Source organism: Flavobacterium sp. GW821-FHT12A05 (genome assembly GCF_058807735.1).
In genome coordinates this window covers 253,483-271,985 of the sequence record NZ_JBXAQY010000001.1, presented here as the reverse complement: position 1 = coordinate 271,985, position 18,503 = coordinate 253,483, and the positions used below count along the sequence as shown (strand labels likewise).

Below are 18,503 nucleotides of genomic sequence, written 5' to 3'. Positions count from 1 at the left end.
CTTTAATCTGTGGCTAATAATTTAAAAATTAACGTAAAACCTCGTGCATTGCCTTGGCTTTCAGCAGACATTCTTCGTATTCTTTTTCAGGAATAGAAAGTGATGTTATGGCACTTCCAACAGAAAACGACACATATTTTTTATCCTGATTGTATAATATACTGCGAATTACAACATTAAAATCAAAATCGCCATCAGGGGTAAAATATCCTACGGCCCCGCTGTAAAGTCCGCGTTTGGTTTCTTCAAGATTTTCGATGATTTTCATCACCGAAATTTTTGGTGCTCCTGTCATACTTCCCATTGGAAAAGTTGTTTTTAAAACATCTACAGCCGAATATTGAGGATCTACTTTTGATGTTATAGTCGAAATCATTTGATGAACCTGCAGGAAAGAATAGATCTTGCAAAGCTCTCCAACCTCAACCGAACCTTTTTGCGCAGTATGCGACAAATCATTTCGAACCAAATCTGTAATCATGATATTCTCAGCACGTTCTTTTGCATCAGATTCTAAATATTCTTTTGATTTTTGATCTTCGATTGGATCTAAAAAACGTTTAGAAGTTCCTTTTATGGGCTGCGAAATAATTTTATCTCCCACTTTTTTCAGATAACGTTCTGGAGAAGCGGACAATAAATATTGTTTGTGATTTTTAAAAAAAACCGAAAATGGAGCTTGTGAAATTTCATTCAGCTTTCCGAATTTTTCCAAAGGATTGATTATCGTATTTTCAGCAAAAAATTCCATGCAAAAATTAGCTTCGTACATATCGCCTTTATGAATATGCTCCAGCATTTTATTTACTTTTTCAACATATAATTCTTTTGAAATGCGCTGCTTCACTTCGACTCCGCTCAGTGTGACAAATGTTTCAGTTTGACTCTCAACTATTTCATTAAAATCTTCTTCAAGCTCATCATCACAAAGTAATAAATACTGAATTTCAAGCTGATTATCTTTTAGCGTAAATATTTTTTTTGGCTGAAAAAAGAATAAATCAGGAAAGTCTAATCCGTCAAAATTATTAGATTTCAGCTCTTCAACGTCGTTTTTTAAATCATAAGATAAGTAACCAAACAGCCAGTCTTTTGTAGTTTGCTGATATTGCTTTAAGTCTTCAAAAGCATTTTGAAAATCGGTTTTTATAGACGTAAAAGCATCGACCGCCAGCATACAGTCAAAACTTGAATATTCCTGCGGATAAGAATTACTGTCAAGAAAAACGACTTCACGAAATTGCTGTGCCCAGTTTAAAAGCTGTTGTTTAAACTGCTCCGGATTTGAAATAGGCTTGGTAATAGAAACTCTCAAAAATGAATGGATTTTTAAATTTCAAAATTACAACAAAAAATTCCGTTGGCAGGGTAATCAGAAAAAATTATCGATTGTGACTTAACAACTAAAAAATAGAAATAATTAACCTAAACTGTTAATATAACAGTAATTTTATAAGAAAAAATTCGTTATATTTGATATAGCTTTTAAACTAATCCCAAAATAGAATATTTTTGATTGTTAAATTCTCAATAAAATGATGCTTAAAACAGATTTCTATTTTATTTGAAGAATATTGATTTGCATTTTCAGCACACTAATTATATCATTTTAACCTATTCAAAATTTTAAGTATTATGAAAATTGCTACTATTATTGTCCGCGTTTTAATCGGCCTATTACTGCTGTTTGCCTCTATTTCGTTCTTTTTTAAACTTGCGCCGGAACCAGAAACAACAGGTAATTTTAAGGCATTTAATATGGGTTTAGTTGCTTCGACTTATTTATTGCCTCTTGCAAAAACGGTTGAATTGCTTTGTGGTCTTTCGTTTGTGTCAGGTAAGTTTGTAACCTTAGCAAACATTCTGATTTTACCAATTACGATCAATATTTTGTTTATCAATTATTTCTTAGCGCCAGAAGGTCTTCCTATTGCCGGACTGCTTTTTCTAGGAAATTTATTCTTGATTTACAGATATTGGGATAATTATAAAACTGTCTTTACGCCTTGATTTTGTATCGTATAAAAAAACAAACCCGACATTAAAATGCCGGGTTTTTTATTTATTTTGATTTATCGTGTTTTACCCAAACCAAATTTGATATGTTGTATCCAATTTCCTGAGCTTTAATAAGGAAATCTGCTTTAATGCTTTCCGGCATTGTAGTTTCTCTCGAAAGTATCCACATGTATTTCAAGCTTTCTCCCGCCACAAGTGCATATTTATAATCCGGATCTACGGCAATAACGTTATACCCTGAATAAAAAGGACCAAAAAATGAAACCTTAAGCATACCAACATTGTCCTTTTTGACAAGCTTGGCTTTCCCGATGCTCTCCTCCCATTTGTCTTTTTTGACATTATAGCCCTTATTATCGACTTTTATTGTACCGTTTTCATTCAAAGAATATTCGGCAGAAACGTTATCTAAATCTTTTTCCCATTTATAATCTAATCTGGCGATTTCGTACCATTTTCCCAGATATTTTGCTTTGTCAAAATTAGTGACCGCAGCTGCGTTTTTAGGAATTGTTGAACCACAAGAATAAAGTACGAATGCAATTCCTGCTCCTAACAAAACTGGAGCTATATATTTATTTTTCATGATGTAATCTTTTTATTTTCATAAAGATAGCATCAGAATTACACATCTAATTTACAAAATTTTTCTTTGATTTTATATTTTTATAGATAAGAATAAAATCAAAATCTATAAATAGTTTTAGGAAACGATTATATTTGGTTAAAACTTTGCTCTTAAATGAAAAAATACGTGTTTATAGTTCTTTTATTTTGTGCCAATTTTTCGAGATCACAATCAATTAAATCTGTAGATTCTTTAAATGTTGAAATTTGTAAATCATTAGTTCAAAATAAAAATCTGGACAATGAAATAAGAATGAATACAATGGAAAAATTTCACATATTCCCATACTTATCAAAATTTAATGATACAATAATTCAAAGAAAATTATTTTCTCAGATTTATTATCGATTACTAAAAAATTGTGATGAATTTAAAACTCTTTTTCCAGCGGAAGCATTCTCAAATGGTTATAACGAACAAAATAAAGAACCCTTAATTAACATATCTAAAGAACAATGTGATCGTTTTGATAAAACCTCAAAATACTATTACATTGAAAACGAAGGTAAAAAAGTAGAAGTAACTTTAAATGATAATTTATGGGTTGAAAAATTTGAAGACAATACTTATTCAAAATTGTATTATAGAAAAAAAAGTAATTGTCAATTTGAATTGGAATTTATTGAAAGTAATAACTTTTCAAGAGAAAACTTAAGCGTTAAAGGTGAAAAATATCTCTATAAGATATTTAGTGAAGAGAATGATACATATAGTGTTTATCTAAAAAATAAAGAAACTTATTATATTTTCAAGATAATAAAGCAATAAAAAAAAACCGTCTCGTTAAAAAACGAGACGGTTTTTAAAATATAATTTTACGTAAATATTATACGTGTATTGCTCTATTTTCAGTAGCTGCTAATGCTGCTTCTTTTACCGCTTCCGCGAAAGTTGGATGCGCATGGCTCATTCTTGAAATATCTTCAGCAGAAGCTTTGAATTCCATTGCAGTAACCGCTTCAGCAATTAAATCAGCTGTACGTGCACCAATCATGTGAACTCCTAAAACCTCATCTGTTTTTTCGTCAGCCAGGATTTTTACGAATCCATCTAAGTCAGCACTTGCTCTTGCACGTCCTAACGCTTTGAATGGGAAACTTCCAGATTTGTAAGCAACTCCAGCCGCTTTTAATTGCTCTTCAGTTTGTCCAACTGCAGCAACTTCAGGCCAAGTGTACACTACACCAGGAATTAAGTTATAATCGATATGAGGTTTTTGGCCTGCTAAGATTTCAGCAACCATTGTTCCTTCTTCCTCTGCTTTGTGAGCTAACATCGCACCGCGAACAACATCACCAATTGCATAGATATTTGGAACGTTAGTTTGTAAATGGTCGTTTACTTCAACTTGTCCTCTGTCTGAAATTTTAACTCCGGCTTTGTCAGCGTTTAATCCGTCTGTGTAAGGACGACGACCAACAGAAACTAATGAATAATCTCCTTCAAGAGTAATAGTTTCTCCTTTTGCATTTTCAGCCTGAACTGTCACAGAATCGCCGTTTCTTTCTACTGATTTTACTTTGTGAGAAACGTAGAATTTCATTCCTTGTTTTTTCAATACTTTAGTTAATTCTTTAGAAAGAGAACCGTCCATTCCAGGAATAATTCTGTCCATGAATTCAACTACAGAAACCTGAGCTCCTAAACGAAGGTAAACTTGTCCAAGCTCGATTCCGATAACTCCTCCACCAATAATAACTAAGTGTTTTGGAACTTCTTTTAAAGCTAAAGCTTCAGTAGAAGTGATAATTCTCTCTTTATCAATTTTGATGAATGGTAAAGAAGATGGTTTTGATCCTGTAGCAATTACAGTATATTTTGCTTCGATAGTTTCAGATGTTCCGTCAGCTTTTGCAACCGCAATGTGCGTTGCGTCTACGAAAGAACCTAAACCATTGAAAACAGTAATTTTATTTTTATCCATTAAGTAGTTGATACCACCTACAGTTTGATCTACAACGGCTTGTTTGCGTGCGATCATTTTCTCTAAATTGATTTTTACATCTCCAGAAACTTCGATTCCGTGATCTGCGAAATGAGCGATTTCAGCATAATGATGAGAAGAAGATAATAATGCTTTTGAAGGAATACAACCTACGTTAAGGCAAGTTCCGCCTAATGAATTATATTTTTCTACAATTGCAGTTTTGAAACCTAATTGTGCGCAACGAATTGCTGATACATATCCTCCAGGACCTGAACCTATAATGACTACGTCAAATGAACTCATAGTATTTTGTTTTTATTTTAGCGGTTACAAAATTAAGGAATAAAGTTTTGTTTGAAGTTTAATTTTCAATGTTTTTTGCGTGAAATTTTGGGCTGAAGGTTTTCTGCTACAAAGGCTCAAAGACACAAAGTTTTTTATTTTTTTGTTTTTATTTTATTCTCGCAAAGACACAGAACCGCAAAGTTTTTTGAGTTAAGATTGAATAGCGTCCAGCTTTAGCTGGATGAAAAATATGGACAACATGAAAGGCTTTAGCCAAACTAACGCAAATTAGGCTAAAGCCTTTTACTGCCTAAATATAAAACCTCCAGCTAAAGCTGGAGGCAATTAAAAATCTTGCTATTTCACTGATGATAAATATCCAGGTCATGAGATTAAAAATCTTAGAAACTTAGAACCTTAGCAACTTAGAATCTTAGTTCCTTAAAAAAAACCTTTGAACCTTTGTCACTCTGAACCTTTGAACCTCTCAAAAAGAAATTACCGTTGAATTCTTCACTTCACTAATCATAAACATACTTTGGGTGCTTCCAATGTGCTGTAAACTGGTGAGTTTTGTAACCAAAAATTCCCTGTACGCTTCCATATCTTTTACCAAGACTTTCAGAATATAATCGTAATCACCGCTTACGTGATGGCATTCTAAAACTTCGTTGAGTTTGATGACTTCGCTTTCGAATTTGGTTAGGAATTCTTTGGTATGCTGAATGAGTTTTAAATGGCAGAAAACTACAAATCCTTTTTCGATTTTGGATTTATCGACTAAGGCTGCATAGTTTTTTATAATTCCTTCGCGCTCGAGTTTCTTGATTCGTTCGTAAACTGCGGTTACAGAAAGATTGAGTTTTAAAGACAATTCTTTGTTTGTCTTTTTACTGTCAGTTTGAAGCAAAACCAGAAGTTTTTTATCGATTTCGTCAAGAATCATTTTTATAGTTTGTTGTTAATGGTTTGTTGTCTATTGTGAAAAGAAAGAAAATCTATCAAATCACACTTTTTATTTCAAATTTAGATTAAAAATCATAATAAATACATTTTTATAGTTTTAAAATCTAATTATTTAACTACTTATTGATTAATATTCTAAATAGATCTTATTTTGAATAGAATTTCTTTTAAAAATGAGAGCCCTAGCCCAGATTACTTCACTATACTTTTATTTTAATCAGAGTTCAGTGAATTTCATTTGAAGTGGAAAGCCCGGAATAAAAAAGGCATTAGTTTCTTGTTTTAAAAAAGCGACCAACGGAAGCTCTTTTTAAAACATTAGAAACTTTGCATTTTTTATGAGGACTTGCAACGGAAAGCTGGAATAGCTCTTAAACAATAATACTAACCAGAGGAGATTGCTTCGTTCCTCGCAATGACAAAAAAATGAAAGACTTTAACCCAGCAGATAAAATTCAGGATTTGCAATACTTTGGTGAATTTGGCGGTGTAAATCCGTCGATTTCTGATTCTTCGACTTATACTTTTCTTTCGGCTAAAACCATGTTTGACACTTTTGAGGGAAATATGGAAGGCTGTTATTTATATTCGCGTCATTCGTCGCCAAGTAATTTGTATTTGGATCAGGCTTTGGCGGCGATGGAAGGAACGGAAACAGCAAATGTTTCGGCTTCGGGAATGGGAGCGATAACGCCTACTCTATTGCAATTATGCGGTGCGGGCGATCACATTGTTTCGAGCCGAACTATTTATGGCGGTACTTATGCTTTCCTGAAAAATTTCACTCCACGATTTGCAATTGAAACGAGCTTTGTTGACATCACAAAACTGGATATTGTAGAGGCCGCAATTACTCCAAAAACGAAAGTTTTGTATTGCGAAACGGTTAGTAATCCGTTATTGGAAGTAGCTGATATTGCTGGTTTGGCTAAAATTGCTAAAAAACATAATTTGAAATTGGTTGTCGATAATACTTTTTCGCCGCTTTCTGTGTCTCCTGCAAAATTGGGGGCCGATATTGTAATTCATAGTTTAACGAAATACATTAACGGAAGCAGTGATACAGTTGGAGGCGTGACTTGTGCGTCAAAGGAATTTATCAACGCTTTGAAAAATGTAAATTCTGGCGCGAGTATGCTTTTAGGGCCAACAATGGATAGCTTACGTTCGGCAAGTGTGATGAAAAACCTGAGAACACTTCATATTAGAATTAAACAGCACAGTCATAATGCGCATTTCTTAGCCGATCAATTTGAGAAAGATGGTTTAAAAACGGTTTATCCCGGATTAAAAAGTCACCCGAGTCATGAGTTATACAAAACGATGATTAATCCGGAATATGGCTTTGGCGGCATGCTGACAATTGATGTTGGAACTTTGGAAAAAGCAAATGAATTAATGGAGCTGATGCAGGCCCGAAATTTAGGGTATCTGGCGGTAAGTTTAGGTTTTTACAAAACGTTATTCAGCGCGCCGGGAACCTCAACTTCGAGTGAAATTCCGCTGGAAGAACAGAAAGAGATGCGATTAACAGATGGTTTGATTCGTTTTTCTATTGGATTAGACAATGATATTGATCGTACTTATGAAATGATGAAGCAATGTATGGTTGAACTTGGAATATTGAAACTTTCCAGCCCACGGGTTTTACAGGTTTAACGGGTTTACGCTGGTTTAATTTTTTGATTTTTGATCTGGGACGGATTAAAATCCATCCCTACAATATAGCCGTTCCGATGGAACTCTGGTAAAATTCCGTGGGAATTAAAAATGGATCGCTATAAAAGCAAACACTTCTTTATAAATAAATTTGCAAGATTTTTTATTAGTTGTTTGAATCCGCTGGAGATTTCTCTAAGCGGATTTTTTTTTGCATAAAAAAGCCGTTCTAATCTCAGAACGGCTTTTTTATTACTTTTTATTTCTAATTTAAACTTTGGCTACATTTAGTTTACTATTTTTTCGGCTGTAGCCAAAATAAATCAGTAATCCGATTATTAACCAAACCGTAAAATAAATCCAGTTCCAAACGCTTAATTCGGCCATCATGTACAGACAGCAGATTAATCCTAAAAGCGGAATTAACGATAGATTTTTTCTGAATGCCCAAACCGCTAATCCAACTAAAACGAATAAGAAGATCCACATTGGGATTTTGTGTTTGAATAAACTGAATCCTGATTCGTATTTTGCTGAATCTGCAATTGGCAGGCCTTTTACAACTTCGGCATATTTTACTTCGTTTTCTTGATATTGTCCTAATAAATGCTCTAAATCTGATGTTTCGGCAGTTTTATTATTTACTTCGATACTTTCTAAGTATTTAAAAACCTGCTCTGATTCTGATTTATCTAACGAAGTTACAATTGAAGTTGCATCGTAAATCTGCGGATCGTTATTGATAAAAGCCATTGTTGCTTTATTATTGAAAGCAAAAGCATAATACAATCCGGCGATCATTAATATTGGCAGAATAAACTTTGAATTGATATAAGGTGTTTTGAATTTTCCTCTTGGAATTTCAGGTTTGTTTTGTAACACCAAAACTCCTGCACAAACTAATACAAAGGCAAATAAGGTTCCAATACTGCACAAATCGGTAACCATTGTAAGGTTTAAGAATAATGCTGGAATTGCTACCACAAATCCTGTAACGATAGTTGCAAAAGACGGTGTTTTGAATTTTGGATGAACAGTAGAAAATTTCTTTGGCAATAAACCATCACGGCTCATACTCATCCAGATACGAGGCTGTCCCATCTGGAAAACCAATAAAACACTCGCCATAGCAACTACTGCACTAACGGCAATAATTCCCGACATCCATTTTAAGTCTAATTTTTCGAAAACAAATGCAAGAGGATCTCCAACATTTAGTTCGTGATATTTTACCATTCCGGTTAAAACCAACGCAATAGCAATATAAAGAATCGTACAAATGATAATGGCCCACATCATACCTCGTGGTAAATCTCTCTGCGGATTTTTACATTCTTCGGCAGTTGTAGAAATAGCGTCAAAACCAATATAAGCAAAGAATACGGCAGAAACTCCTTTTAAAACTCCTCCAACTCCATTTGGAGCAAACGGATCCCAGTTTGCTGTATCAACATAAAATACTCCAACTGCAATTACCAGCAGCACCACACAAAGTTTTATAACAACCATTAAATTACTGGCGTTACGAGATTCTTTCATTCCTCTATATACCAAAGCTGTAATCAAAATAATGATAAATAATGCAGGGATATCAGTCACAAAATGAAAAGAACCAAATGTTGGCGCTGTTGTCCAGGCTGTATGGGCATCTTGTAAAGCAGTACTTAAATTTCCGAATGATTTTCCGCCTCGCATTAAAGCTTCGGCATCTTTAAATCCGTTTGAAGCGGTTAAATAATCCATTTGAATCCATTGCGGTAAATTAATACCGCCGCTCTTGAGAAGTCCGGTAAAATAATCACTCCACGATATGGCGACGGTTATATTTCCAACAGCATATTCCATGATTAAAGCCCAGCCAATAATCCAGGCAATTAATTCTCCAAAAGCAACATAAGAGTACGTATAAGCACTTCCTGAAACCGGAACCATAGAAGCAAATTCGGCGTAAGCAAAAGCAGCAAAACTACAGGCCAAAGCTGTAAATAAGAATAGGAAAATAACAGCTGGTCCACCGTCTGCACTGGCTTTTCCAATCGTACTAAAAATTCCCGCTCCAACAATCGCTGCTATCCCGAATGCAGTTAAGTCTCTTGTAGTCAAATGTTTTCCTAATGCATTATGACCGTCTGTTTCGTTCTGAGCAACTTGCTTCAGAATATCCTGCACTGTTTTTTTTCGGAATAAACTTGATAATGCCATATATGTTTTACTGTTATAAATTAATTTAATTCAGTCGTTTTTGTTTTATTTTGCAAATAATGCAAAAATTATCCTTATTTCAAATATATAAAACGATTTTGTTTTACGTGAATATTTTTTGCCCGCGGATTGTACGGATTTAACTGGTTTGTGCTGATTGTTTTTTTTGCCACAGATTAAAATGATTACTATAGATTTTTTTAAATATTTATTTCACGCAGATTTAAAAAGATTTAAGCTGATGTTCGCAGATTATTTTTAACAAAAATCTAAATTAAATCCGCTCAATCTGCCAAATCTGCGTGAAACAAAATCATACTAATCTTAAAATAAAACAAAAAAACCGTTGTTATCCGCGTTTTCACGAAGTGAATCCGTATCATCCGCGTGCCATTTCTCAACGCAGACAATTCCTCAAAATACTAACCGGATGTTGAGCTTCTCGTTTTGTTCCGTCATAAATTTGATGACGGCAGCTGGTTCCTGCAGCAGCAATTTTTACGTTTTGGGCAGTATTGCGCACTTTTGGAAAAAGCGTATCCTCTCCCATTTGCATGCTCACTTTGTAATGTTCTTTTTCATAACCAAAAGAACCCGCCATGCCGCAACATCCCGAATTGTAAATCGTAACCGTATTATTTTTAGGCAGATTCAGCATTGCGAAAGTCGCTTCAACAGAACTTAATGACTTTTGATGACAATGTCCGTGAATTTTAATTTCTTTCGTTTCTTCAGAGAAAGAATCCGGCGTTATTTTTCCGTCGATAATTTCTTTTTTGAAGAATTCCTCAATGGTAAACGCATTTTGCGAAATACGTTCTGCATTTTCTTTATCCGATGCCAATCGCAAATATTCATCTCTAAAAGTCAAAATTGCCGAAGGTTCAATTCCTATTAACGGCGCATTGCTAGAAATTAAATCCTTGAAAATATTGACATTAATATCCGTAATCTTTTTCGCCTCTTCCAAAAATCCTTTAGAAAGATACGTCCTCCCACTTTCTTCGTGATCTACGATTAAAACTTCGTAACCTAATTTCGTCAACAATTCAAAAGCATCAATCCCGATATTTACGTCGTAATAATTCGTAAATTCATCTACAAACAAATACAATTTTCCGTTTGGGAAATCGGCGTTTTTAGGTTTATTATTTTCATACCATTTTCTAAACGTCTTTTTCGCCAAAAGCGGCACTTGTCTTTCCGGTGCAATTCCCATTGTTTTTTTAACCAAAGACTGATTCGAAATAAAATTCGTAATTGACGGAAATTTGCTTCCCATTTTGTTCAGTTTCGCATTATTAGCAAAAATCTTATTTCTAGTCGAAAATCCGTTTGCTTTTTGGTATTGATATAAAAATTCCGCTTTAAGAGTTGCGACGTCTACATTACTCGGACATTCGCTGGCGCAGGCTTTACAGCTTACGCACAACTCAAAAACTTCGTATAATTCTTTCTGGTCAAATTTATTTTCTTTTTCAGAATACGTCAAATATTCGCGCAAAGCGTTTGCTCTCGCACGAGTGGTTTCTTTCTCATTTCGGGTCGCACGATAACTCGGACACATTGCTCCTCCTGCCGATGGCATTTTTCGGCAATCGCCAGAACCGTTGCATTTTTCAGCAGCACGCAAAATCCCTAAACTGTCTGAAAAATCCTGAAACGTTTTAATATCCGGTTCTACCCTTCCTGAAATTACACGATGGTTTTCGTCCATTTTCAAGGCATTGACAATCTTTCCGATATTTAAAACCGAATTCGGGTCAAACGCTAATTTGATTCTTTTCAGCAATTCGTAATTCTTATCGCCAATCATAAACGGAATAAACTCTCCGCGCACAATTCCGTCGCCATGTTCACCGCTTAGCGAACCTCTGTATTTTTTTACCAAATGTGCCACATCGGTCGCAATGGTTCTGAATAATTTTAAATCTTCCGTTTTCTTCAAATTCAAAACCGGACGCAAATGCAGTTCTCCCGCACCGGCATGCGCATAATAAATCGCTTCTTGTCCGTGACGTAACATCATCGCCGAAAACTCTGCAATATAAGCTGGTAAATCGCTTAACTCTACTGCTGTATCTTCAATAGAATCCGCAGCTTTGTTGTCGCCTACAATACTTCCTAAAAGTCCGAGTCCAGCTTTTCTCAGCTCGTTGGCTTTATCAATATCAGGACCATAAATTTTTACGAGCGCGTAGCCAAAATTGTTTTTTTCTAAATCAGCAATCAAAGCATCAGCTTGTTTTTCTGCATCGTCTAAAGTGTGAGAAGCCACTTCAAACAACATAATTGCTTTTGGTTCTCCAACCAAAAAGAAACGGTTTTTAATGTGTTCCCGATTGGTTTTGGTACAATCCAAAATCGTATCGTCGATCATTTCGCACGTGTACAAATGATGTTTCATCGCCACGACAACAGATTCTAACGATTCCTGAATCGTATGATAATGCGCCACCACCATAATATTATGTGCCGGGGGTAAATCGTCTACTTTTAAAGTAATTTCGGTTGTAAAGGCCAGAGTTCCTTCGCTTCCGCAAAGTAATTTTCCGAGGTTTATTGTAGGTTCTGTTCCGCCAAATAATTCTGATTTTAATAGAATGTCAACGGCGTAACCTGTATTTCGTCTGTGAATTTCCGGCTTCGGAAACTCTTTTATAATTTCTTCCTGATTTTCTTTTACCGAAAGTTCGTCGTAAACGCTTTTGTAGATTTTATTTTCTAAAGAATCGCCTTTGGTTTTCTCGATAAATTCTGCCGAAGTCAATTCTCCAAAAGCCACTTCCGTGCCGTCGCTCAAAATCGCTTTTACTTCAGCAATTTTATCACGCGTAACACCATACCGAATCGAAGTGGTTCCAGAGGAATTATTTCCCACCATTCCGCCAATCATTGCACGGTTTGAAGTTGATGTAATTGGCGCGAAAAATACACCAAAAGGTTTCAGATACAAATTCAACTCATCGCGAATAACACCAGGCTGAACCGTAACCGTTTTTTTCTCGGCATCGTAACCTAATATCTTGGTAAAATGTTTCGAAACATCCACCACAAGTCCGTCTCCAACTGCTTGTCCGGCAAGCGAAGTTCCGGCAGTTCTTGGCGTAATCGAAATATCATGTTCTCCCGCAAAGCGAATTAACTTGCTGATATCGGCTGTAGATTTAGGCAAAGCCACCGCATTTGGCCGAATCCGATACACCGATGCGTCTGTCGAATAAAGTGTTTTATGAAGATCATCGTATAAAAGTGTGCCTTCGAGTTCGTCGGCTAATTGCTCTAAATCCTTAAGTATTGACATTCTTGCTTTCTTTTGAAATACAAAAATAGGTATTTTTTTAGGTTCAAAGGTTCAGAGTTACAAAGTGACAAAGGTTTTCTTTGAGATTGTTTTTGGAGTTGGAATTTGGAATTTCATTTTTGGAATTTAACCCTATTGTCATCCTGAGCGATCACAATAGTTATCGGGAGAAGGTTTATGAAAAACAAATTTCTTCTTTTGGAATTTGGCACTTACAAAAATTAGAATTTTATTTTTTAGAAGCCATTTCCTACTGTCCGCTATATCTTTTACGCCGAACCCCGGCGCAAAAGGATGTCGCTTCCATCAGGGCTAGGACACTTGGTTTTATTAGAAGATTTAGTAAACAAAAAACGATTCCTCTACAACTCTATAACATTTAAAAACACATCCAAAAGCCTTTCCTTCAATTCCTTCAAAAGTTAACCATTCTAAAATTCCTTTATTTATAAGCTTATAAAGTTCAAATTCGATAAATTCAGCGCTATAATTTAATTTTTGATATTCAGGATGAGTTCTAATAAGCTCTGTGAGATCCCATTCTGTGAAAGTTATTTCATTTATTGAAATATCGTACGTATAAATAATATCGTCTTTTTTAGCAGTGCATCCACTTCCATGAAAATAATATTCAATACCTTCAATTGCCCCTATTCTCTCAAAAAAAGTTCGAGAAAACGAACATGGGTTTATGGATTGTTTGTATTTATCCTTTAATAAATCTTCAAAGCTTCGGATAAATGTGATGTAGTCGGTTAAGATTTTTTCGATCATAATTTGAAGTTCAAATCTAAATCTAAAAATGTTATTTTCCAAAGAGATTCCCCAATCTTGTCATTTCGAGCGAAGGGAGAAATCTTCGCAAGTAACTCCGCAACGTAAAGCCAATCTTTGTCGAGTTTCTCGTGGAGATTTCTCCCTTCGCTCGAAATGACAAACTGCCTGGATATTTACTCTAATTCATCTTTTCTGAAAACACTCCTTTAGATTGACAACTCACTAATTACATTTCAATCTATCTCGCATTAGCTTCGGAGAAGCGTAATAGTTATAGCTATTTTGATTTGTTTCCATAGAAGCTCCAGCGGAGCGAAATCTTTTTAAACATCAATATTTCATCCCGATGGGGCTTTTCTTCTTTTACATTAATTCCTCTATAAATATTTAATCCCTATGGGATTTCTGTTAATTCTTCATATTCGCAACAATAAATTTCCTTTTTTCTAAATTTATATTCAAAATAATCCCATTTTAGCGTTTGCAAATTAAATGCGTTTTTTAAGATTACTTGAAATGAATAAAAATATAAAAGCACTCTACGAAATAGCTCAAAAAGAGACTAGAAAAATACTCGGTTTAATGTCAGGAACTTCGCTTGACGGACTTGACTTGGCTCTTTGCGAAGTTTCGGGCGAAGGCGGAAACACGGTTGTAAAAATCCAGCAATTTGAAACCGTTGATTACAACGACGATATTAAAACCGAAATCCGAAAAGTATTTGCTAAAAAAACAATCGATTTTCAGCATTTGGTTTTACTAAACGAATGGATTGCAGATTTACATGCCGAAATGATTAACGATTGTCTTTCTAAATGGAATATTCCCGCAAGCGAAGTCGATTTGATAGCTTCACACGGACAAACGGTTTTACATGCGCCAAAGTTTCTGCATCAACAGGAAAAATTCCCCAATGCGACTTTGCAAATTGGCGACGGCGATCATATTGCGGTAAAAACCGGAATTATCACTTTATCTGATTTCAGACAAAAACACGTTGCTGCAGGTGGCGAAGGCGCGCCTTTGGCCGTTTACGGTGATTATTTGTTATTCAGCAAAAAAGATGAAAACCGAATTATGCTGAACATGGGCGGTATTGCGAATTTCACCTATTTACCCGCCTCACAAAATGCCGAAGAAGTCTTTGTAACCGATACTGGAACTGCAAATACTTTAATCGATATTTTCACCAAACAATTTTTCTCTGAAAAAAGTTTCGATAAAGATGCTGAAATCGCGAAACAAGGCACCGTAAATCAAGAACTTTTAAGTGAATTAAAAAGCGATGCTTTCTTCCAGAAAAGCTTCCCAAAAACCATTGGACAGGAATTATTCAATTATGAATTTGTGAACTCGGCTTTGGTAAAATTAGGTTTGCATAATATTTCGGCACCAGATTTGCTGGCGACTTTAACACGCTTTAGTGCCGAGACAATTGCCGAAGCGGTTTTGTTTGTTGTACAAAATACTAAAACACCTATCGAAGAGTTTACAGTTTATATGTCTGGCGGAGGCGCGCGAAATCCGTTATTGGTGAGCTGGTTAGAGGAATTGTTGCCTTGTAAATTTGAAAAAAGCGACGTTCTGGGTATTTCTGGCGATGCAAAAGAAGCGGTTTTGTTTGCTGTTTTAGCTAATGAAACTGTTGCAGGCGGTAATTATAATTTTGGTTCACAAAAAGGAATTCCATCCGTAACAATGGGGAAAATTTCTTTTCCAGATTAAAGAATAAGTTTGTCACAGATTATTCGCCACAAATTAAAGGATTAAAAAGATTAATCCATAAAATCCTGTAATCTGTGGCTATAAAAAAATTCGTGACGGAAAAAACGCAGCGTTATTAATTATAATCGTTTAAAAAAACTATTTTTGGTTCTTGTTAAAATAAAGATTGAAATGCATAAAAATCAGCACTTACTATATTCTATTATACTTTTATTTTTCTTTGGGTGGAAATCTTTCTCACAAGAAAAAATAATGCATCCTAAAAATGAATTTAGAGGGGTCTGGATTGCGACTGTAGTAAATATTGACTGGCCTAAAACGGCAATTGACAATGTCGAAAAAGAAAAAGCTGATTATTTAGAAATCTTAAATACTTACAAAAAACTAAACTACAACGCTGTTATCGTTCAGATTAGAAGTGTTGGCGATGCTTTTTATCCCTCAGAATTTGCGCCTTGGTCACGATTCTTAACCGGAAAAGAAGGCACAGCTCCAAACCCGTATTATGATGCATTGGCCTGGATGATAGAAGAAGCGCATAACAGAGGTTTTGAATTTCATGCGTGGCTGAATCCGTATCGTGCAACTTTCGATTTAAATAAAAACCTTTTAAGCCCAAATCACGATATTTTTAAACATCCGGAATGGATGATCGAATACGGCGGAAAATGGTATTATGATCCCGCACTGCCAGAAGTTCAGACACATTTAACCAAAGTGGTAAAAGAGGTTGTAGACAAATATGACATCGACGCCATTCATTTTGATGATTATTTTTATCCGTATGCTGTTCCAGGAAAAGTTTTTAACGATACAGCTTCATACAAAAAATACGGTTCGGGTTTAAGTCTTTCTGACTGGCGACGTGCCAATGTGAGCAACTTTGTACACACCATTTCAACCACTATAAAAGAGAGCAAACCCTGGGTTCAATTCGGAATAAGTCCGTTTGGGGTTTGGCGCAATAAATCTCAGGATCCGAGAGGTTCTGAAACGCAGTCGACTTCAAATTATGATGATTTATACGCTGATCCTATGTTATGGATGGATCAAAAATGGATCGATTACATTCTGCCTCAATTGTATTGGAGCATGAATAACACGAGAGCTTCTTACTCAAAATTAGTAAAATGGTGGTCAGAAAACTCCAATAATACCGCTATATATATAGGTCATTCTAGTTATAAAATTAGAGGCGACAGCGATAAAAGCTGGAATTTTGCAACCGAAATTCCAAATCAGATTGATTTTGCCAGAAGTTTTAAAAACGTTTCCGGAAGTGCTTATTTCAGTGCTAAATGGTTTATGAATAAAAACTATGATATTGTTCGTCTTCTTGAAGAAAATCAATATAAATATCCGGCAATTCCGGCGGCGGTCCCTAACCTGAAACGCATTATAATAGACAATCCGGTTTTTACTGAATTTACAAAAGACAGTTTAAAATATACATTCAGCATCAAAAGTCCTCTTAATACAAAAGTGCGTTATATTGTAATTTATGGCGGCGAACATATTTCGAAAGTCAATACAAATGATGCCGAGAAAATAATTGACAAAGTTAGAGCTGTTGAAAAAGACGGTGTTATTTCTTTTTCTATCCCTGCCGAAAAAATCAACATGTATAAAGCTTGCGCTGTAACATTTATTGATTATTTTGCAAACGAAAGCACACCAGCTGCTGCCGATTTAAAAAAGAATTTTAAAATTTATTCCCCAGCTCAGCCTAATGAAAATAGATAACAAACCTTGGTTTTGGATTCCGCTTCTTAACTTCGCCTCTGGATTGCCGTACGCCGTTATTATTTCGGTTTCGGTAATTATGTACAAAAATTTAGGTATTTCAAATGAAGATATTGGCGTTTACACCAGTTTGTTATATCTGCCTTGGGTTATAAAACCTTTATGGAGTCCGTTTATCGAGCTTCACGGAACCAAAAGAAAATGGTTTTTATCGATGCAGTTATTAATTTCGATTGCGTTTTTATTAGTCGGATTAACGATTCCTGCGAATGGATTTTTTATAATGACGCTGGCGATTTTCTGGGTTGCGGCTTTTGCTTCGGCATCTAATGATATTGCGAGTGATGGCTTTTATTTATTGGTTTTACCCGAAAATCAACAATCATTTTTCCTCGGCATCAGAAGTACTTTTTACAGACTTTCTTTACTTGCCGGAAATGGATTAATTGTACTTTTTGCAGGATATCTGGAACATAAATACGGTGACAACACTAAAGCTTGGTCGTACACCATGATTGCGGTTGGTTTACTAATGACTTTCATAACGGTTTACAATTTCATTTTTACTCCAAAAAACGAAATAAATGCGGTTGCAGATAATAAAGAGACTCACAAAAACCAAAATTTTGCTACAGTTTTTATCAGCTTTTTCAAGAAAAAACAAATTGGGTTAATTCTGGCTTTCATTCTGGTTTTCAGATTAGGAGAATCGCAATTGCTTAAAATGTTAAGTCCGTTTTTATTGGACGGAAAAGAACTAGGCGGAATGGGATTAGATACCGAAGCCGTTGGAATAATTTACGGAACTTTTGGTGTTGGTGCTTTGACCCTGGGTGGAATTTTAGGCGGAATCGCGATTTCTAAACAAGGTCTTACCAAATGGATGCTTCCCATGTTTTTAACGATGCATTTACCCATTATTGGATTCATTTTATTGGCCTTTTTTCATCCAACCTCAATTTATTACATTTATGCCGTCGTGATTTTAGAACAATTTGGTTACGGTTTTGGTTTTACGGCCTTCATGATGTATTTAATTCATGTTGCCGAAGGAGAATCAAAAACAGCACACTATGCACTTGCAACTGGTTTTATGGCATTAGGAATGATGCTTCCGGGAATGTTAAGCGGTTATATTCAGAAATATTTAGGCTATGACAACTTCTTTATTTGGGTTCTTATCGCTACAATTCCAGGTCTTATTTTATCACGTTTTTTAACTTTCCCGAAAGATTTTGGGAAAAAATCAGAAGAAGTTTAACCCCAAA

The 18,503-nt window shown here is 35.2% G+C and carries 13 protein-coding genes; 6 read left to right on the top strand and 7 right to left on the bottom strand.

Going from position 1 to position 18,503, the window contains the following annotated elements:
- Nucleotides 1-28: 28 nt before the first annotated feature.
- Nucleotides 29-1,315, bottom strand: a complete 1,287-nt coding sequence (locus tag AC1RRQ_RS00895) for an anthranilate synthase component I family protein (RefSeq protein ID WP_493020503.1) — start codon at nucleotides 1,313-1,315, stop codon at nucleotides 29-31.
- A gap of 320 nt (nucleotides 1,316-1,635) precedes the next feature.
- On the opposite strand from AC1RRQ_RS00895, the gene AC1RRQ_RS00890 reads away from it, so the two are divergent.
- A complete protein-coding gene (locus tag AC1RRQ_RS00890) occupies nucleotides 1,636-2,010 on the top strand; it encodes a DoxX family membrane protein (RefSeq protein WP_483095082.1) in 375 nt (124 codons plus the stop codon).
- Between the two features lie 52 nt (nucleotides 2,011-2,062).
- Here AC1RRQ_RS00890 and AC1RRQ_RS00885 read toward each other — a convergent pair whose 3' ends face one another.
- Nucleotides 2,063-2,605 carry a lipocalin family protein gene (locus tag AC1RRQ_RS00885; RefSeq protein ID WP_493020500.1) on the bottom strand — a complete coding sequence of 181 codons (543 nt, stop codon included), beginning with the start codon at nucleotides 2,603-2,605 and terminating at the stop codon, nucleotides 2,063-2,065.
- A 156-nt stretch (nucleotides 2,606-2,761) separates the two neighbouring features.
- Between AC1RRQ_RS00885 and AC1RRQ_RS00880 the strand changes: the two genes are divergently transcribed.
- Complete coding sequence (locus tag AC1RRQ_RS00880; RefSeq protein WP_493020498.1) at nucleotides 2,762-3,415, top strand: hypothetical protein; 654 nt, start codon at nucleotides 2,762-2,764, stop codon at nucleotides 3,413-3,415.
- 58 nt (nucleotides 3,416-3,473) lie between these two features.
- On the opposite strand, the gene lpdA is transcribed toward AC1RRQ_RS00880, so the two are convergent.
- Nucleotides 3,474-4,877: a dihydrolipoyl dehydrogenase gene (gene lpdA, locus AC1RRQ_RS00875; RefSeq protein ID WP_493020496.1), complete on the bottom strand. Its 1,404-nt coding sequence runs from the start codon at nucleotides 4,875-4,877 to the stop codon at nucleotides 3,474-3,476.
- A gap of 469 nt (nucleotides 4,878-5,346) precedes the next feature.
- Complete coding sequence (locus AC1RRQ_RS00870; protein ID WP_343539305.1) at nucleotides 5,347-5,805, bottom strand: Lrp/AsnC family transcriptional regulator; 459 nt, start codon at nucleotides 5,803-5,805, stop codon at nucleotides 5,347-5,349.
- Between the two features lie 446 nt (nucleotides 5,806-6,251).
- Here AC1RRQ_RS00870 and AC1RRQ_RS00865 point away from each other — a divergent pair, with 446 nt between their 5' ends.
- Complete coding sequence (locus tag AC1RRQ_RS00865; RefSeq protein WP_493020493.1) at nucleotides 6,252-7,484, top strand: aminotransferase class I/II-fold pyridoxal phosphate-dependent enzyme; 1,233 nt, start codon at nucleotides 6,252-6,254, stop codon at nucleotides 7,482-7,484.
- A gap of 270 nt (nucleotides 7,485-7,754) precedes the next feature.
- On the opposite strand, the gene AC1RRQ_RS00860 is transcribed toward AC1RRQ_RS00865, so the two are convergent.
- The 3 genes from AC1RRQ_RS00860 to AC1RRQ_RS00850 form a co-directional block, all read right to left on the bottom strand.
- Nucleotides 7,755-9,686, bottom strand: a complete 1,932-nt coding sequence (locus tag AC1RRQ_RS00860) for an amino acid permease (protein ID WP_493020491.1) — start codon at nucleotides 9,684-9,686, stop codon at nucleotides 7,755-7,757.
- A 397-nt stretch (nucleotides 9,687-10,083) separates the two neighbouring features.
- Nucleotides 10,084-12,990, bottom strand: coding sequence for an FAD-binding and (Fe-S)-binding domain-containing protein (locus AC1RRQ_RS00855; RefSeq protein WP_493020489.1), 2,907 nt, complete (start codon nucleotides 12,988-12,990; stop codon nucleotides 10,084-10,086).
- 339 nt (nucleotides 12,991-13,329) lie between these two features.
- A complete protein-coding gene (locus AC1RRQ_RS00850) occupies nucleotides 13,330-13,764 on the bottom strand; it encodes a DUF6896 domain-containing protein (RefSeq protein ID WP_493020487.1) in 435 nt (144 codons plus the stop codon).
- 519 nt (nucleotides 13,765-14,283) lie between these two features.
- Here AC1RRQ_RS00850 and AC1RRQ_RS00845 point away from each other — a divergent pair.
- From AC1RRQ_RS00845 to AC1RRQ_RS00835, 3 genes are all read left to right on the top strand, one after another.
- Entirely contained in the window at nucleotides 14,284-15,492 is a 1,209-nt protein-coding gene (locus tag AC1RRQ_RS00845) for an anhydro-N-acetylmuramic acid kinase (RefSeq protein ID WP_493020485.1), read from the top strand.
- 171 nt (nucleotides 15,493-15,663) lie between these two features.
- Nucleotides 15,664-17,235, top strand: coding sequence for a glycoside hydrolase family 10-like protein (locus AC1RRQ_RS00840; protein WP_493020483.1), 1,572 nt, complete (start codon nucleotides 15,664-15,666; stop codon nucleotides 17,233-17,235).
- Nucleotides 17,222-18,496, top strand: a complete 1,275-nt coding sequence (locus AC1RRQ_RS00835) for an MFS transporter (protein WP_493020481.1) — start codon at nucleotides 17,222-17,224, stop codon at nucleotides 18,494-18,496. The genes AC1RRQ_RS00840 and AC1RRQ_RS00835 overlap by 14 nt, the downstream gene beginning before the upstream one ends.
- Nucleotides 18,497-18,503: the final 7 nt, after the last annotated feature.